Genomic DNA, 20,570 nt, shown 5'->3' on the forward strand with positions numbered 1-20,570 from the left:
TTAAGGTTACAACAATGACTACACAAGAATTAATTGACGCTCTAATCCCTGCTGTTGACAAGTTTGGTGGCTTCCCGTCATCGGTTAAATTTAAAATTGGTGATGCGAGTGTTATTCACGTTCACAACAAAGAAGTAGTTGCCGAAGACAAAGATGCGTCGTGCACAATCACCATGTCACTTGATACCATGAAAGAGATCATGGCTGGTGAAACCGATGCGATGAGCGCGGTAATGGAAGGCGATGTTGAAGTTGAAGGCGATACATCGGTTGCTGTTAGCGTTCAAGGCCTATTTTAATTGATATACGGCGCATTTAGCGCCGTTTGCTTTGAGCTATCAATTTAAGGTTTGAGCAAGTTTAGAAAAGCACGTTACGGTTTTGTTTAGTGCTTTTGTAAACGGGCTCAAACCTTAATATTCGTTGGTAACAAAACGTTCTTTGTTTAATCAGCAATACTTGATGTTTACAGTAAATATTCATCAAATAACACATACTTCCCTCGTTATGCCAAACGCTTTAGCTTGATTGGCTTAGGCGCATTGATACTTTAGCTTAAACTGCTGACCAACCTGACTAAACCTTGAGGTAAACAGAACTGCTATGTCGTGGAAAGATAACAGACGAGCCAATCTGACTATTCAAGCAATTGCCAATATTTTAGAAACGAATGGCATAGACTTAGCACAGTGTTTTGGTGATACAGGGATAGACATCAATCAAATGCTAAATGCAGATGTTGATATCCCTAATCAAACTGAAATTGAAGTTATTGCAAGAGCCGTTGAAGTGCTGCCTAAACAGGCGGGTTATGGGGTAAAAGCTGCACAGGCATTAGATGTCACCAACTTTGGGGTTTTGGGGTTAGCAATATTAACAAGCCCAACCGTGCGCTCCGCTTTAGAGGCGATGGCGAGCTTTTCTGAGGTGTCTATTCTACTTTCTCGGGTGAGTTTTCGAGAAAGCCTCGGCCGTGTTGCCTTTATACTCGATATGGAACATTTGCCTGCGGCGATTCACCGATTTACCTTTGAGCGTTACTTTTATATGACGCTGCGTTTTCTGCGCGAGATGAGTCCTGATTATGACATGTCTGACTTTGAACTTCAGTTACCGTTTTCAGACCCTCTTTATGAGCAAGAGTTGACTGCAATTTCTGGTTTGAAAGTCAGGGGCAATCAACCCTTTTACGCGCTAATCGCCTCGAAAGAACTACTTGATTTACCCGTTACTAATACCGATCCCATTGCTCACAATCATTTTCTCAGTGAGTGTCAGCGCATTCTTAACGAAACCAACAAATTTGGTGGCTTCGCACAAAAAGTTCGCAATTACATTCTACAAGAAAAGAATTTTTCGCCTAAGTTAACTGACGTCGCTCACTCCTTGTTTATCAGTGACCGCACATTAAAAAGACGGTTGCAGGAAGAAAACCATAACTTCAAGGCTGTGGTGATGGACACCAAGATGACGCTGGCAAAGGAGTTACTCCTCGCGGCTTCGTTGCCAGTCAAAGTAGTCGCAACTAGGCTGGATTATTCTGAGTCTGCGAGCTTTTTAAGAGCCTTTAAAAAGTGGTGGGGAGTATCGCCTGCGCAGATGAGGGCGGCACAACCTAAGCCGTTAGTAAAAGATAGCGAAGTTCAGCATTAGCCAGTAGTAAGCACCATTAAGCACTTTACTTATTGGTAACCGTTACAAGCAACAACTACAAATATCAATAATACCAATTGAATTAATTAGTTGAACGATTATGGCGTAGGAAAAAGGTTCATAAACACAGGTTTTATGCTCCCAGCAAAACCTAAGTACCTACATCCATTTAGGCAAGGCGTTATTTTTGTTAACTAGTTGTTCTAATTTCAAAAATAACAACGTAGTTTATGGGCGTTTTAACCAGCCAGAATGATCAAGTATTTATTGAAATTGGTATGAATACTAAAATAAAAGAGAAATACTATGCCCTGTCATATTGCTAGATACAAAAATACAACATCAGGAAAATTCGGTTGGGCCGTTTGGGACAATGGCCTATACGATATTGATGTAGACAGCCCTGATACCCAGTCTTTTTTGCGTGATGGTCGAGAGCTGGCCTTTAAAATGCAAAATAATTTAACGGAATACCAAGACAAATTGCTCGATGAAGCAGAAGTAGAAGTTCTGTCGCCAATTACTAAACCGTGTCGTATTTTATGCCAAGGCTCAAACTATCCTGCTGCTCGCGTTGAAACTGGGATGGATCCACATGCTAAAGACTACAACACACTATTTCATAAATCAGATGCCAGCATTACCGGCCCTGCGTCAGATATTATCAAGCCAAGCCACGTTAAATTGCTTGACTACGAGGTCGAGTTAGCTGTTGTTATTGGCGCTGACATCCAAAAGTCAGTAACGGTAACGCGCGACAATATTCATCAGTATATCGCCGGTGTAGTTATGGTTCACGACGTTACTGCACGTGACATTCAAATTCCACAAGTACAGTTTTATAAAGGCAAGAGCTATCGAACGTTTTGTCCAACAGGACCTTATTTATGTCTGCTTAGCGATGATGAAACGAAATACCTTGAGCAACTGAACTTGACGTTAACGGTCAATGGCGAGCTTAAACAGCAAGATCATAGTAGCAATATGATTTACAAGCCTCATGAAACCCTAACTGAGCTCTCTCAAATAGAAGACCTAGCACCCGGGGATATGATTTTTACTGGCTCACCAGGCGGTTGTGCGCTATCTGTGCCACCTAAAGCGATTGTTAAACTGCTTGGTTTATTGCCTGAAGCGGTTAAATGGAAAGCCTTTGTCGGCAAACAAGCTAAAAACCCTGAGTACCTTAAAGCGGGCGATTATATTGAAGCACGCATTGTCAGTGACGATGGCAAAATTGATTTAGGTACTCAACGCAACACTATTGTTAATCAGTAATTAAGGTCAACAGTGCCTATGTTAACTGGGTGAAAGTTATTGCTTTCCCCTGTTGTAGCTGTCTACTCAGGACTCTAGGCGTATCAATACCTTTAACTTCTCTGAACCTGTAAATTATCAGTACCTTGAGTGTGTCTGTGCATTTGCCAATATCAGTGACTGAGAAATACAGTGGGCGGGAATAGCTTGTTAGTGCTATTTTTCAATGTTTGCGTCGCTTGTTTAACTCGTTAGAATGATTATTTAAAAACGTATAACAGAGTGATCCTAATGAGTTTAACAACACTAGAAACCAATGGTAGCGTTGCGATTCTTACTATGAATAATGGTGAGAATCGCCATAACCCAGCGTTCGCAGCAGAAATGAAGGCACAGCTAAGTGCTGTGCTAGCAAATGAAAACCACAAGGCGCTGATCATTAGCTCAAGCGATGAAAAGAGCTGGAGTTTAGGCATTGATACTGACTGGCTAATGCCTGCAATGCAGCAAAAGCAATATGCCCAAATCCAAACGTTTATGTACGATATGGATGAAGTATTTAAAACACTCTTGCTGTTTCCAATCCCTGTTATCGCCGCCATTAATGGTCATGCATTTGGCAATGGCGCAATTTTATCGTGTGCCTGTGACTTTAGATTTATGCGTTCAGACCGTGGATTTTTCTGCTTTCCAGAAGTTGATCTATCAATACCGTTTTTACCCGGCATGATCGCATTTGTGAAAAAGGCCATGCCTTACTATCGCTTTAATGAGATGAAACTGACTGGTCGCCGCGTCGGTGCACCAGAATTGGCTAGCGACCATGTGATTGAGCAAGCCTGTGATGACAATGAAGATTTGCAAGCTAAAGCACTAGCGTTCGCGCAAGGTTTTGATAAAAAACGCGCAATATTTGGCGAGCATAAAAAGCGTTTGCACAAAGAGATTATTGCGGTCATTGACCAAGAAAACAAACCATTGATTGATAATCTACAGTTGATGGTTTAGCACCAGCTTTTAAAAAGGATAATAAAATGAGTATCGAATTTAACTATCAAGGTAAAAACGTTTTTGTTGTTGGTGGTACCAGTGGCATTAACTTGGGGGTTGCCCTTGCTTTTGCGCGCTGGGGAGCGAAAATCGCGGTAGCCTCGCGTAAGCAAGAAAAAGTAGATGCAGCGGTGGAGCAACTGCAAGCCTTAGGCGCAGACGCTTTTGGGGTGACTTTTGATGTGCGCAACGCGGATGATGTGAGCGCAGGCTTTGCTCAAGTAGTTGATTTTTTTGGTGGCGACATCGATGTGTTGGTTTCTGGTGCCGCAGGTAACTTCCCGGCACGTGTTAACGACATGTCAGTGAATGCGGTCCGCTCTGTGGTTGAAATCGATCTCATGGGCACCTTTCATGTGATGAAAGCAAGCCATCAATATTTGCGTAAGCCTGGCGCAAGCGTAATCAATATTTCTGCCCCGCAAGCTTTTCTACCTATGATGCATCAAACTCATGTTTGTTCAGCAAAAGCTGGTGTGGATATGGTGACACGCAGCTTAGCGATGGAGTGGGGGCAAGATGGCATCCGTATTAACTCAATTGTGCCTGGGCCGATCGCTGGAACGGAAGGGATGGAGCGCTTAACACCAACGCCAGAATTAAAAGCAATGTGTGATAAATCGGTTCCGCTTGGCCGTCAAGGAACGCCCGATGATATTGCCAATGCGGCAGGTATGTTAGGCAGTGACCAAGCGGGCTATATTTCAGGTGCTATTTTACCTGTTGATGGCGGTTGGAGTCAGTCTGGTGCTACTTGGTTGATGGCCAACCTATCAGAGATGCTTGATCAGAATGCTAGTTAAGCATTCAGTTATTACCATCGTCATTTAGCTAAAGACGATATCCATTAATGGAAACTAGTTACTGTTGTGGCTAGTTTCCATTTTTCATTGCCTACTTTTCACTTTTCTCGTGCTTATAATGCTCATTTACTTCGACAAGTTGTCGCTGAGCAAAGTGTGGTAAGACAATCAAAATCAAAATCAAAATCAAAATCAAATTCAAATTCAAAATCAAAAACAGAAAATAATGCCAAGGCCTGCCGCTAACGTTTATATCTGCGTTTGTAAATTAACGTCGCTACTTAAAAGCAATGGCTAATGAATCTGTTGGTTTAGCTTGAAGTGCCAAATCTCGGTAATGTTGCTCGCGAATCTCAATAAATGCGCCATTGGCAACGCCTTTCTCAATCACGCGCATAAGTTGATCCAAGTGAGGCATTAATTGAGAACGTCGACTTATCGCAAAATAGTATTTTCGCTTATCTGTAGGTTGGTAAATGGCTGGCTTTACCTGATCGCTAAGCGCTAATATTTTTAAGTTAACTAAAGTGCTGTCGTAATTGTGAATAAAAGTGTCGACGCGATGATTGATCAGCAATTTTATCTTCTGCTCCAAAGAATCAACCTTTACTTTAGCTAGTGACTCATCGTTATCAAATTCATCGAAATAGGCAACTTGAGCGGTGATTGCAATACGTTTAGAAGTTAGATCCTGGTAATTTGTCAGGGAAGATTTTTCTGGGGCACGAACAAAAAATGTTGAGGCTAAGATTTGGTAGGGCGGATCGATATAAATAAGGTTTTCTTGCTGTTCAGCAGAGTCCTGCAAACCGACTAATATATCCAGTTCACCGTTTTGCAAAGCGCGTAATCGACGTGAAAACGACAGCGGTTTAATGTCGATTTTCATCATTAAATTTTCGGCAATATAATTGAGATACTTTGCATGCAGGCCGTCAATAAAGTCGGGTGATACCGCGCTGCGAAGCACTAGCTTTTCATGAGCAGTCGCACTGCAACAAAAAAGTACTAATGCTGTTACAAGAAAGAATTTATTAACCACTTAGCTTCCCTAAAACAAAGGTTGAGTTTTATACCTAGTGATACGCATTCTTGTCATGAAAAGGCGTGAAAAGGAGAGTGACGAACGAATAAGCGCATTAAGGTTATTATTATTCCCTATATAGCAAGTTAGTCGAAACTTTCACACTGTCAAATTCAATTGAATTGAAGTTCTCATTTTGTCGTTAGGTAGATTACTGTTATCTAGTTACAAGCACGCTAAATTTCTTGAGTTACCAAACATCACAAAGATTTGGCATTTATACAAAAATATGTAAAAAGTGAGCTAGAAAAACATTAGGTACTGAATTGCTGTGAGTTTTTACTCACAAGGAACAACCCCTGCTTTATAACTGCGATCAGCCCTTGCACCTGAGTACCAGATATAGCAATTGTCAGATTTAAGGCTATTTTGGCCTGGCTGAGCAGCAATGTTCACATTGTCTCTAAAAGAAAACGTCGCCACAACATTTGTACCCGTCACCCCTTGCGCTACCCAATCGTTACTATGGTAACCCGCAAAGACAAATTCTTGGTCTTGGCCTATGTTCTCAATTAGTGAAGGAATCGTTGTCGCTGAAGCTGAAGGTGTGCCGTAAATAAAGTAGCAATCTTGCCCACAAATATTATTGAAAGGGTTGTTAGCTGGTTCATTACCGAAGTAACCGCCACCAGTCACTGGGTCAGTTCTAGCAGGGTTTCGGTCAGCTAGACCTACCACTGCTAACTGTGAAAAAACTAAATTCGCTTGAGACTCAATTTGCCCTTTTACCGCCATTAACGTGCTGTTACGGGCATCGGTTTGTAGGTTGATAAACCTTGGAAGTGCAACTGTGGCTAAAATTCCAAGTATCAGAATAACGGCAACAAGTTCTATTAATGTGAAACCACGAAAACGACGATATGAGTATGATTCCATTATTTTTTCCTTTCTACAGCTCAGGTGTTACGACAATTCTTCCCTAGAATGTGAGCGTAGCAGATAGCTCGCTTATTCATCAATGACAGGCCTGTAACAAGATGTAGTCCATTCAACAGGTGTTGGCAGTGTTATTTCTCGCTCTCATTTACTTGAGTTAAAAGGCGCTATTGGCTGGGGCGAACATGCTTAGCCAGAATGGCATTAATATGCACTACCACTCCAGGCTGTTTTCGCCAGCGCCACAATAAATCTCTGGATTGCTTACCTGTGGTGGTGATATCAACAATACGTTCTGGGTAGTCTTGACCAAGCTGAACATCATACATTTGTTGCTCCATAGGAGTTAACTCCCATGGCTTGTGAATGAATGGTGCAGGAATTTCAGCTAGCTCAGGTAGCCATTGCTTGATAAAAGTTCCGTCAGGGTCTTGCACTTCAGACTGTTTGACTGGGTTATAGACACGAATGGTATTAATCCCCGTAACGCCCGCTTGCATTTGAAATTGCGTGTAGTGAATACCTGGCTCGTAGTCGAGAAAATAACGGGCAAGGTGTTTAACGCCGAAGCGCCAATCAAGCAGTAAATGATGACATAAAAAGCTAACCAGCATAGCGCGCATACGAAAGTTGATATAGCCGGTTTCTGCCAAGCAACGCATGCAAGCATCAACGAGAGGGTAGCCAGTATTACCGTCTTGCCAAGCAGTCAATGCTTGTTCTGCATTTACGCCACTTTGGTAAGGGAAATCATTGTAACCGGGATTTAGGTGCTGAAACTCTAGCTCAGGCTCGGCTTCAAATTTTTGAATAAAATGGCAATGCCAATGAAACCGTGAGGAAAGTGCCGAAAGTGCTCTGCGCCAGCCTGGTCGTTGCCAATGACTTAACAAGGCTTGGTAAGCATGACGCAGACTAATATTGCCCCATGCCAGGTAAGGTGAGAGCCGAGAGCAAGCCTCGCGGCTGGCACTTGGGCTTGATATTGAGTAATGGTAACGCTGGCCGCGTTCAATAAAGAATGACGCAAGAGTCTCTAGTGCCTGCTGTTCACCACCCTGTTGAAAGTTACTATCAACGACTTGCCAGCTATCGGGCGCTTCAAATGTATCCAGCTGACGCAGTGTTACGTTGGGGATGGTTAGCCAGTTGACACTAGGTAAATCTACGTTGACCAATTGTGCTCGCATATAGTGTTGCCAACGCTTATCCCAATCAAGCCGATGGCTTAAGCCGCGAACAACAGCGCCCGCTTGACACTCTTGCCATACAACTCGGTTCGTCTGACACCAGTTCTTAACTTGTTTGTCACGGGTAAAGGTGTGAGCTAGTCCCGTTTCTTGGTGGCTAAATATATACCTAAGATTAAATAGCTGAGTTAGTTGATTGAGGCACTCAATAGCGTTGCCTTTAAGCACCAGTAAGCGAGTGTCAACATTTAGCTGCGCAAGTGACTGATTGATGCTTTGCCAAGATTGGAAAATAAACCGCCAATGCCGCAATGACATATGCTCATCGGCAACCATAATATCCTCAACAATATACAGAAGCAGAACTGGTAATCGAGTTTGAGCGGCAAGCATCAGGGGAAGATGATCGCTTAGTCGAAGATCTCGCTTTAACCAAACCACGGCAATATCAGTTTGCACATTGCTCAGTTGTGTTTCATTTCTCATAAATGTGAGTTTTCACCGAATTAAAGCGCCCAAAGGCCTTGGTTAGCTAATAGGTCTCAAAACATGCGGACAACTGAAGTTTGATACTTTGCCAAGAAACGCTTGTTCACCAAACTTTCGCGCCAAACTTTCGCCACCAATTATTTAACCGCCACAAAATATTTAACACAAGCTGGCATCAAAATCTGATTGGAGAAAAAGCGGATTATTGTCGTTTAGTACGAGTCTTTTATTCAGTGAGATTACCGTGTTACTCGGATGTTTAAATCATGGCTACTAATTAAGCTAAAACCCTTGATTTTGTTGTATTAGTATCACGTTTATAACGAAACTATCACAGCTTTGTAGTGATTTTATAACTTGTAAAAAATTGTGAAACTTTATCTGTTTTTACGTCCTCTTATTGGCTGCCTAAGTTAAAAGGTACGACCAATACCTTGTTGGTTACTTAGTTTTTAACAGGGCCGTTTATATAAAAAAATAGGAGGGTTAAACATGTTTAATTTGCGCAAGCTTTTAATATCTCAACGTTCAAAGCCGACACTAGCTGTTATCGGTGTATCTGCTGCAGCTATTTTATCTTCAGGCCTAGCTAATGCGGGTGCATGGGTTCCTAAACAAGGGGAAGGTTACAACAAGCTTGCCTACGCTTATTACGAAGCGGATGAATTTAGAGGCGATAACGATAACTTCTCTGAATTTATTGGTGAAAATACTTCTTTTTATGGTGAATATGGCTTAGGCAACAATTTTGCCGTTTACGGTCAATTACTTTATCAATCGCTTGAGCAAACAGACGCCAATAATGTTAAGCAAACCAATAATGGCTTTGGTGATGCTGAAATTGGTATTCGTTATCAATGGCAGGCGGATCCTTTTGTCCTATCTACCTCTTTCCTCGCAAAGCTACCTTATTTATACGATGAAGATGATGATCTCGCCTTAGGTAATGGTCAAGAAGACTATGAGCTAAGAGTCTTATTAGGTAAGAGCTTAAACCAATATGGTTATTTAGGCGCAGAATTTGGCTACCGTTATCGCAGCGGTGCGCCGTCGGATGAATATCGTTACTTGTTGGAATATGGTTTCAGCGTTAATAAAAACCTCTACTTGCGAACTAAGCTTGATGGCGTGCTTAGTGCCGAGAATGCTGATAGCAACGCTAGTGACACCAATGCCAACTTATTGGTGGTACCGGAGTTTGATTCTGGTAAGTGGGAATTGACCGCTGGTTGGACGTTTGATTCAAGTTCAAAAAATAAATGGGGCCTTGAACTTACCTATACCCAAGATATCTATGGCAAAAATACCTTGGAAGGTGACAGCATTCAACTTGGATTAACACGAGTGTTCTAAGCATATGTCGTTAATAGCAATATGTGTCCTAGTCGGGCACTTTATTTTACTGTTGGTGCTATCACTATTTGGTTTGCACCGTCTTTCTATGGTTTTTCGTCGCTATAAATATCGCGATAAAAAGCCCCAAATAACCCAAAAGTTTGACACTTTACCTAGCATCACTGTGCAGATCCCTCTGTACAATGAGCGCTTGGTTGCTAAGCGTATCGTTGATGCTGTTGCTGACTTTGATTACCCGCAAGACAAATTGCAAATTCAAATTGTCGATGACTCTAACGACAGTACCAGCGATGTTATCGCCGAGCGTGTTGGTTACCATCAACAGCGCGGTATCAATATAGATCATGTGCAACGCACTAATCGTCACGGCTATAAAGCGGGCGCATTAAAAGATGCCATGGAAACCGCAACGGGCGAATTTATTGCTATTTTCGACGCCGACTTTTTACCTGAGCCTGACTTGCTGAAAAACAATATCCATTATTTCTTTGAAGATGATATTGGTATGGTGCAGTTTAGGTGGGAGCACTTAAACAAAGCGAGTAGCGAGCTGACTCAAACTCAGGCGATTATGCTTGATGCTCACTTCAGTCTTGAGCAGCAAGTGCGCAGCGCCAGTAACAAGCTATTCAACTTTAATGGCACCGCCGGTATTTGGCGAACTAAGGCGATTGTTGATTCCGGCCATTGGAGCGCGGATACGCTAACTGAAGATTTAGATTTAAGCTATCGCGCTCAACTTAAAGGCTGGCGCATGCTGTATTTAAATGATGTTGGCTGTGCGGGTGAAATTCCTGCTGATATCAATGCGTTTAAAAGCCAGCAACATCGTTGGGCTAAAGGTGGTGTAGAGGTGATGCTGAAGATGCTGCCTACGGTTTGGCGCTCATCATTACCGCTAAAAACGAAAGTAGAAGCGAGTTTTCACCTGTCAAATAATCTCGCTTATCTTATCATGTTGATAGACACCTTAGTGTTCTTAATCCCGACCTTGTGGATAAGGCAAGCTTATGACCTTTACGATGTGTTATGGCTAGATTTACCATTACTATTCTTAGCGTCGGCTAGCCATTTGATCTACTTGTTCTACGGTCAAGTCGCCCTCGGTCACTCCAAGTTGCGCGCTGCATTGCGCCTACCAAGATTAATGTTGCTTGGTATACAGCTAGCAACCAATAATGCGAAAGCTGGTTACGAAGCGCTGCGCGGTGAGCGAAGTGAGTTTGTTCGTACTCCTAAAAGTGGTGAATTGGTAGAAGGCGATGAGCAACAACAAAGCCAAACGCCAACACCAGAAACCAAGGCCGCTAAATCCAGCATACTTTCAGCCAAGCTTTATCGAGCAGTAGCGCCGCGTGGTGCACTATTTGAATTTGCTGTTGCTGTTGTTTATGGCTTTGTCTTGATTTGGGCGATTGCCAATGATCATTGGTTTATGGCACCGTTTTTGTTGCTACTGTTACTAGGTTTTTTAACAACCTCAATTCACAGTATGCGCAGCTATCAAAAACATCAGCAAGAGTAACTGCCGTGACTCGCACGATAGCCACTAATACCATAACCTCAGACACGTTAACTAAGTTGGCCTGTTCAGGTCTTCACGCGACGACTGTTCACAGTCGCAGGTCTTGGCTACTTTATGCAAGCTTGGTTGGTGCGGTCTTAGTGGCATCAATGAGTCATTGGTTAAGTGAGGTGCACAGCCAATTGTCACAGGCAGCTATCACGTCAACTACTATTGAGCTTGGCGGTGATGGCTGGAGCCTAGCAAATTCGGATCTAGTACAGTGGGGGATGGGCAATTTAGTTATCGTCCAATTTACCTTGATGTGCTTGTGCATGTTAGTGGCTTGGTATTCTGTGCGCGCATATCAGCAAAAAACTCAGCAAAATACTTCCTTTGCCGCGAGTATGACTCGCGCTAGCTGGTTGATCTTGGCAGCGGGCATCTTAGCGCGCATTGTTTTACTTGGTGTTGAACCATACACTTCAAACGATGTTGACCGTTACCTATTTGACGGCCGTATCGCACTGACTGGTTTAGATCCTTATCAAGTTAGCCATGATGACCCTGCGCTTGTTGAGCTTAGAACAATATGGCAGCCACCAGCAGAGCACGCCGCCTATCCAACACTTTATCCACCGTTAGCGTTGGCATTATTTAGCCTTGCTGCCAGTGTGGGAATCGACCACGCTCAATCGCTGTGGCAGTTGATGTTAACCTGCGCCAGCATTGCCTCGCTATGGCTAATGTTTTTATTGCTTAAAGCCCATAACAAGCTGGTACATTTACCGCTGATTGCATTGTCACCGATAGTCATTATCGAGACGGGTGCAGCCCTGCATGTCGATGCCTTTTCAACGTTAGCGATAGTCGCTGCGCTTTATTGCTGGCAGCGTAACAAACTCGTTTTAACGGGGATTTGTGTCGGACTTGGCGTCCTCACTAAAATATTGCCGCTGGTACTGTTAATGCCACTTGTGTTTGCTAACTTCTCGTTGCGCCGAGCAATAACGTTAGTTGCTAGTGCCATTGCGACGATTAGTCTTGGCTACGCTATTACCTTGGCATTAGGGCTATACCCTGTGGGCAGTATCGGTGTGTTTTTTGAGAAATGGCGCTTTGCTGCACCGCTATTTTCCTTGTTAACCCCGCTAGGCACTCAAGCGTTTATTGCCGCATTAGCAGGTGTAACCTTAAGCTTAATTGCCATTGTGGGTTACTTGGCTAGCCGTCAGCAAGCGAACGCTCAAAAGCCCGTCGCAAATAATGAGCAAACTCTGCTTTCTAACGATTTAGTTAGCGCCTGTCAGCTTGCGCTCTTTATTCCATTATTTATTAGTCCAGTATTATTTCCTTGGTACTTAATGCCGTTGGCGGCACTCGTCGCGTTAAAACCCAATCTTGCGTTATTACTCATTCTTGGTGTTATGCCATTTACCTATGAAGTACTGGATCAGTTTGTTTGTTGCCAAATTTGGCAACCAGCGCAATGGCCTATCAATTTGTTGGCTGGTGCTTATCTCTTTGCATTGCTGAGTTTAATTTATGCCGGCGTCACAAGGTGGAAGAAACAAACTATTACCGAGGGCGAACTTTCGTCGCCCCAAAAGAGGTTTTCATGTTAGCTATAGTAAGTAAATATCATCATTGGTTACATGGTCAATGGCCTGACGCCAAAGTAGAAAAACTACCGGTAAGCCAAGCTAATGGCACCACTAATATTCCCGGTACCTATATTGTTGGTGACTTAACTGGCGTGCCATTGTTAAAGTTTTCTGCCGACACTGGTGCAAAAGCTGTTCAAGACATACTGGCCGATACCAGCTTCAGTAATCGCAAACATACAGCTGAGGTTGCTGATATCGTTATTATTGGTGGTGGTGTCAGTGGTTACTCGGCGGCAATTTCCGCCAAAGAAGCTGGGTTGAGCTTTAAGCTGATTGAAGCTAACGCACCGTTCTCAACCATCAATAACTTTCCTCACGGTAAGCCGATTTATACTTATCCCACTGAGATGACGCCAAGTGGCAAGCTCCAATTTGGTCAAGAGGTTGTTGACAAAGAAAGCTTGTTAACCAGCTTGCAAGCGGATGCTAAGCGCCATGATATCAACCCTGAGATTGCAAATGTTACCCATATTGAGCGCAAAGGCGGACACTTGCATGCAATGCTTGACAGTGGCGAGCGTATTTCGGCGCATCGCATTATTGTGGCTATTGGTCGCTCAGGTAATTACCGCAAGCTTAATGTGCCCGGCGAAACACTCGAAAAAGTCAGTAATCGCTTAATTGACCCGAGCCAATATCAAGGGAAAAAACTACTTGTGGTTGGCGGTGGTGATAGTGCCCTAGAAGCGGCAATTAGCTGTGCTAATTATGAGGCACAAGTAACGCTGTGCCATCGTCAAGCCGAGTTTTCGCGCCCAAAACCAGAGAATATTGAGCAAGTGAACCAGTTGGTTGAGGCAGGCCAACTTGACTTAAAAATGTCAACTCAGGTGACTGAAATTACCGAAGATGCCGTTAACCTCACCAACAAAAAGGGCGAGCAACAAACCCTAGCCAATGATGAAGTGCTATTGGCGACAGGCCGGGAGGCTCCACTCGAATTTTTCCGCCGCAGTAAAATCCAAATTAGTGGTGAAAGCAGCTTTTCAGGTTGGTTAGCCTTTGCTTTGTTTATGCTTGCGATGTTTGCCCTGTATGACTGGAAAGGCTATGGCTTTGTAAACTCATTTTGGTCTACTTTTACCTTCCCCAATAACATGCCTGAGGTGATCAGTGGCCTTGGCAACTGGTGGTCTGCGCAGGTTGAAGACAGGTCGACCTTGATCGGCACTATCGCCATGTCATTAAAAAGTCGCTCCTTCTATTACACCTTTTTATATACCACTTTGATCGCCATATTTGGATGGCAGCGAATCCAACGTAGTAAAACCCCGTATGTCACGGTACAAACTAGTGTGCTGTTTACCATTCAACTGTTTCCACTGTTTTTACTACCGGAAATAATTCTCCCTTGGATTGGTTACAACGGCGGCTTTGATGCAGGTTGGGGCAAAGCGGTGGGGGATGCTTTGTTCCCTTCATATATTTCAGCGCAAGACTTAGCCAACCACGTTTGGCCTGATTGGGGGCACCCACGAGCTTACTGGCATGCCTACAGTTTTATCTTTGCGTGGCCGCTTGGTGTATACACAGTGTTTACCGATCAACCTCAGGTGGCTTGGTTGGCGATAGCCGTGGTGCAAACATTCGTGATCATTCCTTTGATTGTTTACAAATGGGGCAAGGGCGCTTACTGCAGCTGGATTTGCTCTTGTGGCGCAATGGCTGAAACCATGGGCGATCAACAGCGCCATAAAATGCCGCACGGCAAAAACTGGAACAAGCTGAATATGCTTGGCCAAGTTATCTTACTCGCGGCCTTTGTCATGCTATTTATTCGTATCTTGGGCTGGATTTACCCTGAAAGCTGGATGAATTCAATGTTCAACTTGCTTTTAAAAGGTGAGAACCAAAATTATGAACTGGTCAATGCGTTTAGCTGGAAATGGGTCGTGGATACCTTTATGGCTGGGGTCTTAGGGTTTGGTTTGTACTTTAAATATTCTGGCCGTACTTGGTGTCGCTTTGCCTGTCCGCTTGCCGCGTTAATGCACATCTACGCGCGATTCAGTAAGTTTGCGATTGCAGCAGACAAATCTAAGTGTATTAGCTGTAACCAATGTACCAGTCAATGTCATCAAGGTATTGATGTGATGGCCTTTGCGCAAAAGGGTAAGCCAATGGTTGACCCGCAATGTGTTCGCTGCTCGGCATGTGTGCAAGTTTGTCCAACTGGCACATTGAGCTTTGCTGAAATTGACCGTGCTACCTCACAAGTTGTCAAAACCGGTAAGCTTGCTGCCAGCCGCGTACAAATGGCTGAAATTATTGAGGTTAAAAATGTATAAAGGTTTTCGCGTTGCTGCGGTTATTCCAGCGCTGAACGAAGAGCAGGCTATCGGTAAAGTGGTTAGTCAGCTTGTGGGTTTGACCTCCAACAATGACAAAGGGCAAGCGACTGCGGTGATTGATCAGGTGGTGGTTTGTGATAATGGCTCTACTGATGCAACCGCAGCCAATGCTGAGGCGGCAGGTGCTCATGTCGTCAGGCAAAACCAGCCCGGTTACGGTATTGCCTGCCTAACGGCGCTCGAATGGCTGGAACAAGAGCAACTCAAGAACCTACAAAACAAGAAACAGCAAGCGTACGACATCATTCTGTTTGTCGATGGCGATGACTCCTGCTTTATTGAGCAAGCAGAGCGACTATTGGCTGGTATTGCTAGTGGTGATGATATGGCGATTGGCTCTCGTACACTTGGGACGATTGAACAAGGGGCGTTAACACCGCCTCAGCTGTTTGGTAACTGGTTATCATCGCGATTAATTCGGCTGTTCTGGCGTCAGCCAGTCACCGATTTAGGGCCTTTTCGTGCTATTCGTCAAAGCGCATTGAAACAGTTAGCCATGGCAGATCAAACCTTTGGTTGGACTGTTGAAATGCAAGTCAAAGCGGCCATGCTGCAACTTAAAACTAGTGAGTATCCAGTTGATTCTAAAGTCAGAATAGGGCAATCAAAAATCAGTGGCACGGTTAAAGGTACTGTGCTGGCTGGCATTGGCATTTTAACCATGATCGCAAGGTTGCGTTTATTTGGTTTTAGTGGCCCTGAGCTGTCGCCAACAAAAGAGAATACTCAGTAATGACAGTGCTCAATGCCGCTAAGCCCGTCCAAGCTAAGCCAAACCCAAACACGTTTGATCGGTCTGCGCTTTTTGAAGTTATTTTTGGCTTGTTAGTCGCTTGCACCTTGCTACTAGCTACTTTGGGCTATGATTTGTATCAAGCGCGCACCGCCAAGCCAATTGAATACTGGCAGCTGAATCAAGAAGCTTTCGCGGCTGAGAATACCAAAACCATTGCCCATCAGTCTTGGCAACAGCTACTGGCGAAGTATGCTCGTTACTCTGAACCGTTATCGGCGACAGTATTCGATTACCAAGCAGTTAACGAGCAAGATAAACAACAGTTGAACGCTTATCTTCAGGCTTTGCAAGATATCGACCCGCGAGCATTTAATCATCGTGAGCAATTTGCTTATTGGATCAATTTATACAACGCACTGACGGTAAAGCTTGTGCTCGATCACTACCCGATTGCCAGTATACGCGAAATTCATCAACTGCCGTTTGATAGCTTAGGAGAAATTATTGGTCCTTGGGACATCAAAGTCGCTCAGGTAGCTGGGCAAGCGTTGAGTTTGAATCAAATTGAACACGGTATATTGCGCAGCATTTGGCAAGAACCAAGAGTGCATTACGTGATTAATTGCGCTAGTCGCGGCTGCCCCAATTTACCATTGCAAGCGATCACGGCAAACGAGTTGGAGCAACAACTAAACACCGCAGCAAAGGCTTTTGTTAATCACCCTAGAGCAGTGAACTTGGCTGATACCCAGCTTACCTTATCAAGTATTTATAACTGGTTCGGTACTGACTTTGGCGAAGACCAGAATGCGCTGCTTGCTCACCTTATCCGCTATGCCGAACCTGAACTTGCCAGTGCACTAACGAAATTTAATGGCGATATTAACTATCAATATAACTGGCAACTTAATCAACCGATTGACGCAGCTTTGAATACAGCAATGCAAAACCTAGATAAAACCGCAATAGAGACCCAAGATGACAACAACTAATCCAAGCCTAGTGATTATGTGTAAGCGCCCCAAACTACATCAGGGCAAGCAACGCTTGGCACAAACCATAGGTGCTGATGCGGCATTTGATATTGCCCAGTTGTTGTTAGCTTGCGCTATTGAAGACGCTCAAGCTTGGTCGGGCAATGTCGTTTTAGCGGTTGCTCATCAAGAAGATTTAGCGTGGGGGCAGGCTTTAATTAGCCAAGCGAAAGAGCAGCAAGCTCAGGTGATTTATCAAGGCGGTGGTAACTTAGGCCAACGACTTAACCACATCGACAAACACTTGCGAAGTCAGGGCCATCAAAAGTTGGCCTTTATTGGTACCGATGCGCCGATGCTTAGGCAGGCACACTATGTCGGCTTAGCCGATATGCTAGCGAAAGACGATATTGTGCTCAACATGGCGGCCGATGGCGGTGTTGTGATTATGTCAAATGCTCAGCCTTGGCCTGATTTAACCAATCTGCCATGGAGCTCGTCTTATTTAGGCGCATCACTGGCGGCTTGTTGCCATAGCTGGGGCTTGTCGGTTGGTTATCACACCCCAGGTTATGACATTGATGAAAAGTGCGATCTTATTACCTTATATCGCGACTTAGCGGGCGAACAGCGACCTGCACGACAAAAACTATTGCAATACATAGCGACCATATTAACGTTAGAAGAGAGTGACTCATGCACGATGCAGTAAAAGAATATTATGGTAAAACCCTACAATCGAGCGAGGATTTACAAACGAATGCTTGTTGTACAGACAGCAATTTAACGACCGATGTGAAAACCGTATTGGCGAACATTCACGATGAAGTGCTAGCAAAATACTACGGTTGTGGCTTAGTGACGCCAGAAAGCCTAACCGATTGTCATATTCTCGATCTTGGCTGTGGCGCAGGCCGCGACTGCTATGCCTTGGCGCAAATGGTAGGGGAGCACGGTTTTGTTACTGGCGTTGATATGACTGAAGAGCAGCTAGCAGTGGCCAACAAACACTTGGCATTTCACCAGCAAAAATTTGGTTATCAGCATGCAAATACTGAGTTTAAGCTTGGTTATATTGAAAAACTCGACCAGCTTGGTCTGGCTGAGAATAGCATTGATGTGATCGTTTCCAATTGTGTGATCAATTTATCGCCAGATAAAGAAGCGGTGCTAAAGCAAGCTTATGCGCTGTTAAAAAATGGCGGTGAAATGTATTTTGCCGATGTTTATGCCGATCGCCGTATTCCTGAGCACCTGAAAAACGATCCACTACTTTACGGTGAGTGCCTCAGTGGCGCTTTATATCAAGGTGACTTTATTGAATTGGCTAAACAGGTTGGCTTTGCCGATCCTCGATTAGTTGAGCGCCGAGAAATCACCATAGACAACCCTGAAATCATTGAACGTGTACAAGGTATTAAATTTCACTCTAATACCTATCGCTTGTTTAAAGCACCTGAGTTAGAGGTTAATCAAGAGGACTATGGCCTTTTTGTCGTTTATCAAGGCACTGTAACGAGTCACCCAGACGCTTTACAGTTCGACCAAGATAACTATTTTGCTAAAGGCGAAAAAGTTAAGGTAAGCGGCAATACATGGCAAATGCTAGCGCACAGTCGGTTCAAGTCACACTTTGAATTTGTCGGTGACTTTAGCCAACATTTAGGGGCGTTTAAGCGCTCTCCGTCATGTGCCACTAATCAGCCTAAAGCAAAAACGAGTACAACGACTTCGGGCTGCTGTTAATGAACAAGCAACATAGCGAAAGCTGGTATAAAACGCCTACGGGTGAAGAGCGTGGTTATATTATCCCCCACGCGCTTGATGAACTTTGGTTTCATACTGGCACTCGCTGCAACCTCGAATGTAGTTTTTGCTTAGAGGGCTCAAGCCCGAGCAGTAAGCGTCTGCAAGGACCAAAACTGAGTGAGGTAAAACCTTTTATTGATGAGGCACTTGCTTTAGGGGTTAAGCAGTTTTCTTTTACCGGCGGCGAGCCATTTTTGCTCAAAGATATGATTGACATCTTAGCGTATGCTAGCCAGTTTCGACCTTGCCTTGTGCTCACTAACGGCACTACGCCACTGATTAAACGCTTACCTGCACTTCAAGCTTTGGCGGCAAGTAGCGAATGTAAACACCCCATCTCGCTGCGCATCAGCTTAGACTCAGCCGAAAGCCAAAGCCATGATGCTGGGCGGGGGCAAGGCAATTTTGCATTAGCGATTAGTGGCTTAAAAAAACTACATCGAGCAGGCTTTAAAGTGTCTGTGGCGCGACATATGTCGGCTGACGAAAATAGCGATCAAGTCACTAAGCAATTTCAGGATTTATTTGCCTTAAATGGCTTACCTGAAGATCTTAATATTGTTGCTTTTCCAGACTTCTTACCACCGGGCAGCATTGCTGACGTGCCGCACATTAGCAGCCATTGTATGGTTACGTATCAAACCGAGCAGCAACGCAAAAATTACATGTGTAGCAACTCTAAAATGATTATCAAAAAAAATGATCAAATGCAGGTATACGCTTGCACCTTAGTGGATGATGACGAGGATTATCACTTAGCCAATACGCTCAGCGATAGCATGAGCGCTCGTATTAGTATGAAGCATCACAGGTGCTACAGCTGTTTTGCTCATGGCGCCAGTTGTAGTGAATAACCTTATTTTTTTCGGAATTTAGTTGGGAGAATTATTAAATGTTAGCAATTATCGGTGGCACAGGTATTTATCAAATCGATGGCTTAGCAGTAGCGCAGGAGCATGAGATTGATACGCCATTTGGTAAACCTTCTGCCACCATTAAGCAGGGCAGTTATCTAGGGCAAACGGTTTTTTTTCTACCAAGACATGGCAATAGTCATCAACTGTTGCCGAGTGAAGTCAATTATCAAGCAAATATTTGGGCGCTTAAGTCGCTTGGTGTTACTCAAATAGTGGGTTTTTCAGCTGTTGGTAGTTTGCAGCAGGAAATTGCGCCCGGCGACTTAGCCATTTGCGGGCAGTATTTTGATTTTATTAAAGGCAGCCGTGCCAAGAGCTTCTTTGGTAACGGCTTGGTTGCTCATGTATCAACCGCCGAGCCTAGCTGCAAACACTTAGCACAAGGTATCGTGGCGGCCGCTAATAACCTTGAGGTAACCATCCACGACAACAAAACCTATGCTTGTGTTGATGGCCCGCGTCTTGGTAGTAAAGCGGAAAGTCTGTTTTTAAAAAATGCCGCTGCTTGTGATTTAGTGGGCATGACAAATGTACCAGAAGCATTTTTAGCGCGCGAAGCACAAATTTGCTACTGCACCATTGGCATCGCGACAGATTACGATTGTTGGCAAGATGACCCTAGCCAACATGTGAGTGTGGAGCAAGTGATCAGTCGTTATGGCGAAAGCTTAACAAAAGCAAAGTCGGTACTGGAGTCGTTTATTAAAACTTATCAGACAGATGAGTCATGCGGTTGTCGAAACGCGTTGGCAAGTGCAGTGTTAACGCCAGAATCTGCCTTATCACCAGAGGCTAAAGAGTTATTAGCGGTGTTAAGCAGCTAAAAACTCTTAGAAAGTCGAGTTGAATGCCTT

The 20,570-nt window shown here is 44.1% G+C and carries 18 protein-coding genes; 15 read left to right on the forward strand and 3 right to left on the reverse strand.

The window, feature by feature from the left end; translation table 11 throughout:
* Positions 1 to 14: 14 nt before the first annotated feature.
* From ACSLUR_RS03225 to ACSLUR_RS03245, 5 genes are all read left to right on the forward strand, one after another.
* A complete protein-coding gene (locus ACSLUR_RS03225; RefSeq protein ID WP_115999305.1) occupies positions 15 to 299 on the forward strand; it encodes an SCP2 sterol-binding domain-containing protein in 285 nt (94 codons plus the stop codon).
* 304 nt (positions 300 to 603) lie between these two features.
* Positions 604 to 1,653 carry an AraC family transcriptional regulator gene (locus ACSLUR_RS03230; protein WP_448551745.1) on the forward strand — a complete coding sequence of 350 codons (1,050 nt, stop codon included), beginning with the start codon at positions 604 to 606 and terminating at the stop codon, positions 1,651 to 1,653.
* Positions 1,654 to 1,959: 306 nt separating this feature from the next.
* Positions 1,960 to 2,931, forward strand: a complete 972-nt coding sequence (locus ACSLUR_RS03235; RefSeq protein ID WP_448551747.1) for a fumarylacetoacetate hydrolase family protein — start codon at positions 1,960 to 1,962, stop codon at positions 2,929 to 2,931.
* Between the two features lie 270 nt (positions 2,932 to 3,201).
* The gene (locus ACSLUR_RS03240) at positions 3,202 to 3,918 is read left to right on the forward strand and encodes an enoyl-CoA hydratase/isomerase family protein (RefSeq protein ID WP_115999308.1); all 717 of its coding nucleotides are present in this window, start codon (positions 3,202 to 3,204) and stop codon (positions 3,916 to 3,918) included.
* A 26-nt stretch (positions 3,919 to 3,944) separates the two neighbouring features.
* Positions 3,945 to 4,763, forward strand: a complete 819-nt coding sequence (locus tag ACSLUR_RS03245; protein WP_448551750.1) for an SDR family oxidoreductase — start codon at positions 3,945 to 3,947, stop codon at positions 4,761 to 4,763.
* Between the two features lie 277 nt (positions 4,764 to 5,040).
* On the opposite strand, the gene ACSLUR_RS03250 is transcribed toward ACSLUR_RS03245, so the two are convergent.
* The 3 genes from ACSLUR_RS03250 to ACSLUR_RS03260 form a co-directional block, all read right to left on the reverse strand.
* On the reverse strand, positions 5,041 to 5,805 hold the full coding sequence (locus ACSLUR_RS03250; protein ID WP_448551752.1) for a substrate-binding periplasmic protein: 765 nt from the start codon (positions 5,803 to 5,805) through the stop codon (positions 5,041 to 5,043).
* A 321-nt stretch (positions 5,806 to 6,126) separates the two neighbouring features.
* A complete protein-coding gene (locus ACSLUR_RS03255; protein ID WP_448551754.1) occupies positions 6,127 to 6,723 on the reverse strand; it encodes a type II secretion system protein in 597 nt (198 codons plus the stop codon).
* Positions 6,724 to 6,890: 167 nt separating this feature from the next.
* Positions 6,891 to 8,399, reverse strand: a complete 1,509-nt coding sequence (locus ACSLUR_RS03260) for an FAD-binding domain-containing protein (RefSeq protein WP_448551756.1) — start codon at positions 8,397 to 8,399, stop codon at positions 6,891 to 6,893.
* Between the two features lie 495 nt (positions 8,400 to 8,894).
* Here ACSLUR_RS03260 and ACSLUR_RS03265 point away from each other — a divergent pair, with 495 nt between their 5' ends.
* The 10 genes from ACSLUR_RS03265 to mtnP are packed head-to-tail and all read left to right on the forward strand — an operon-like array spanning position 8,895 to position 20,540.
* The gene (locus ACSLUR_RS03265) at positions 8,895 to 9,755 is read left to right on the forward strand and encodes a hypothetical protein (protein WP_115999313.1); all 861 of its coding nucleotides are present in this window, start codon (positions 8,895 to 8,897) and stop codon (positions 9,753 to 9,755) included.
* Positions 9,756 to 9,759: 4 nt separating this feature from the next.
* Complete coding sequence (locus ACSLUR_RS03270) at positions 9,760 to 11,283, forward strand: glycosyltransferase (RefSeq protein WP_448551758.1); 1,524 nt, start codon at positions 9,760 to 9,762, stop codon at positions 11,281 to 11,283.
* Between the two features lie 5 nt (positions 11,284 to 11,288).
* Positions 11,289 to 12,887, forward strand: a complete 1,599-nt coding sequence (locus tag ACSLUR_RS03275; protein WP_448551760.1) for an MptA/MptB family glycosyltransferase — start codon at positions 11,289 to 11,291, stop codon at positions 12,885 to 12,887.
* Positions 12,881 to 15,217 (forward strand): NAD(P)-binding domain-containing protein, encoded by a 2,337-nt coding sequence (locus ACSLUR_RS03280; RefSeq protein WP_448551762.1) that lies wholly within the window; start codon positions 12,881 to 12,883, stop codon positions 15,215 to 15,217. The genes ACSLUR_RS03275 and ACSLUR_RS03280 overlap by 7 nt, the downstream gene beginning before the upstream one ends.
* Complete coding sequence (locus ACSLUR_RS03285) at positions 15,210 to 16,013, forward strand: glycosyltransferase family 2 protein (RefSeq protein WP_448551764.1); 804 nt, start codon at positions 15,210 to 15,212, stop codon at positions 16,011 to 16,013. Before ACSLUR_RS03280 ends, ACSLUR_RS03285 begins: the two co-directional genes overlap by 8 nt.
* Positions 16,013 to 17,008 (forward strand): DUF547 domain-containing protein, encoded by a 996-nt coding sequence (locus tag ACSLUR_RS03290; protein WP_448551766.1) that lies wholly within the window; start codon positions 16,013 to 16,015, stop codon positions 17,006 to 17,008. The genes ACSLUR_RS03285 and ACSLUR_RS03290 overlap by 1 nt, the downstream gene beginning before the upstream one ends.
* Positions 16,995 to 17,702: a TIGR04282 family arsenosugar biosynthesis glycosyltransferase gene (locus ACSLUR_RS03295; RefSeq protein ID WP_448551768.1), complete on the forward strand. Its 708-nt coding sequence runs from the start codon at positions 16,995 to 16,997 to the stop codon at positions 17,700 to 17,702. Before ACSLUR_RS03290 ends, ACSLUR_RS03295 begins: the two co-directional genes overlap by 14 nt.
* The gene (locus ACSLUR_RS03300; protein WP_448551770.1) at positions 17,687 to 18,736 is read left to right on the forward strand and encodes a methyltransferase domain-containing protein; all 1,050 of its coding nucleotides are present in this window, start codon (positions 17,687 to 17,689) and stop codon (positions 18,734 to 18,736) included. The genes ACSLUR_RS03295 and ACSLUR_RS03300 overlap by 16 nt, the downstream gene beginning before the upstream one ends.
* Positions 18,736 to 19,653 (forward strand): radical SAM protein, encoded by a 918-nt coding sequence (locus ACSLUR_RS03305; protein ID WP_448551772.1) that lies wholly within the window; start codon positions 18,736 to 18,738, stop codon positions 19,651 to 19,653. Before ACSLUR_RS03300 ends, ACSLUR_RS03305 begins: the two co-directional genes overlap by 1 nt.
* A gap of 38 nt (positions 19,654 to 19,691) precedes the next feature.
* Complete coding sequence (mtnP, locus tag ACSLUR_RS03310; RefSeq protein WP_448551774.1) at positions 19,692 to 20,540, forward strand: S-methyl-5'-thioadenosine phosphorylase; 849 nt, start codon at positions 19,692 to 19,694, stop codon at positions 20,538 to 20,540.
* Positions 20,541 to 20,570 lie beyond the last annotated feature (30 nt).

The organism is Thalassotalea montiporae (assembly GCF_053485855.1).

Coding starts and splice junctions, on each gene's coding strand:
- ACSLUR_RS03225 (WP_115999305.1), top strand. CDS start 15: ATGACTACACAAGAATTAATTGACGCTCTAATCCCTGCTGTTGACAAG.
- ACSLUR_RS03230 (WP_448551745.1), top strand. CDS start 604: ATGTCGTGGAAAGATAACAGACGAGCCAATCTGACTATTCAAGCAATT.
- ACSLUR_RS03235 (WP_448551747.1), top strand. CDS start 1,960: ATGCCCTGTCATATTGCTAGATACAAAAATACAACATCAGGAAAATTC.
- ACSLUR_RS03240 (WP_115999308.1), top strand. CDS start 3,202: ATGAGTTTAACAACACTAGAAACCAATGGTAGCGTTGCGATTCTTACT.
- ACSLUR_RS03245 (WP_448551750.1), top strand. CDS start 3,945: ATGAGTATCGAATTTAACTATCAAGGTAAAAACGTTTTTGTTGTTGGT.
- ACSLUR_RS03255 (WP_448551754.1), bottom strand. CDS start 6,723: ATGGAATCATACTCATATCGTCGTTTTCGTGGTTTCACATTAATAGAA.
- ACSLUR_RS03260 (WP_448551756.1), bottom strand. CDS start 8,399: ATGAGAAATGAAACACAACTGAGCAATGTGCAAACTGATATTGCCGTG.
- ACSLUR_RS03265 (WP_115999313.1), top strand. CDS start 8,895: ATGTTTAATTTGCGCAAGCTTTTAATATCTCAACGTTCAAAGCCGACA.
- ACSLUR_RS03270 (WP_448551758.1), top strand. CDS start 9,760: ATGTCGTTAATAGCAATATGTGTCCTAGTCGGGCACTTTATTTTACTG.
- ACSLUR_RS03280 (WP_448551762.1), top strand. CDS start 12,881: ATGTTAGCTATAGTAAGTAAATATCATCATTGGTTACATGGTCAATGG.
- ACSLUR_RS03285 (WP_448551764.1), top strand. CDS start 15,210: ATGTATAAAGGTTTTCGCGTTGCTGCGGTTATTCCAGCGCTGAACGAA.
- ACSLUR_RS03290 (WP_448551766.1), top strand. CDS start 16,013: ATGACAGTGCTCAATGCCGCTAAGCCCGTCCAAGCTAAGCCAAACCCA.
- ACSLUR_RS03295 (WP_448551768.1), top strand. CDS start 16,995: ATGACAACAACTAATCCAAGCCTAGTGATTATGTGTAAGCGCCCCAAA.
- ACSLUR_RS03300 (WP_448551770.1), top strand. CDS start 17,687: ATGCACGATGCAGTAAAAGAATATTATGGTAAAACCCTACAATCGAGC.
- ACSLUR_RS03305 (WP_448551772.1), top strand. CDS start 18,736: ATGAACAAGCAACATAGCGAAAGCTGGTATAAAACGCCTACGGGTGAA.
- mtnP (WP_448551774.1), top strand. CDS start 19,692: ATGTTAGCAATTATCGGTGGCACAGGTATTTATCAAATCGATGGCTTA.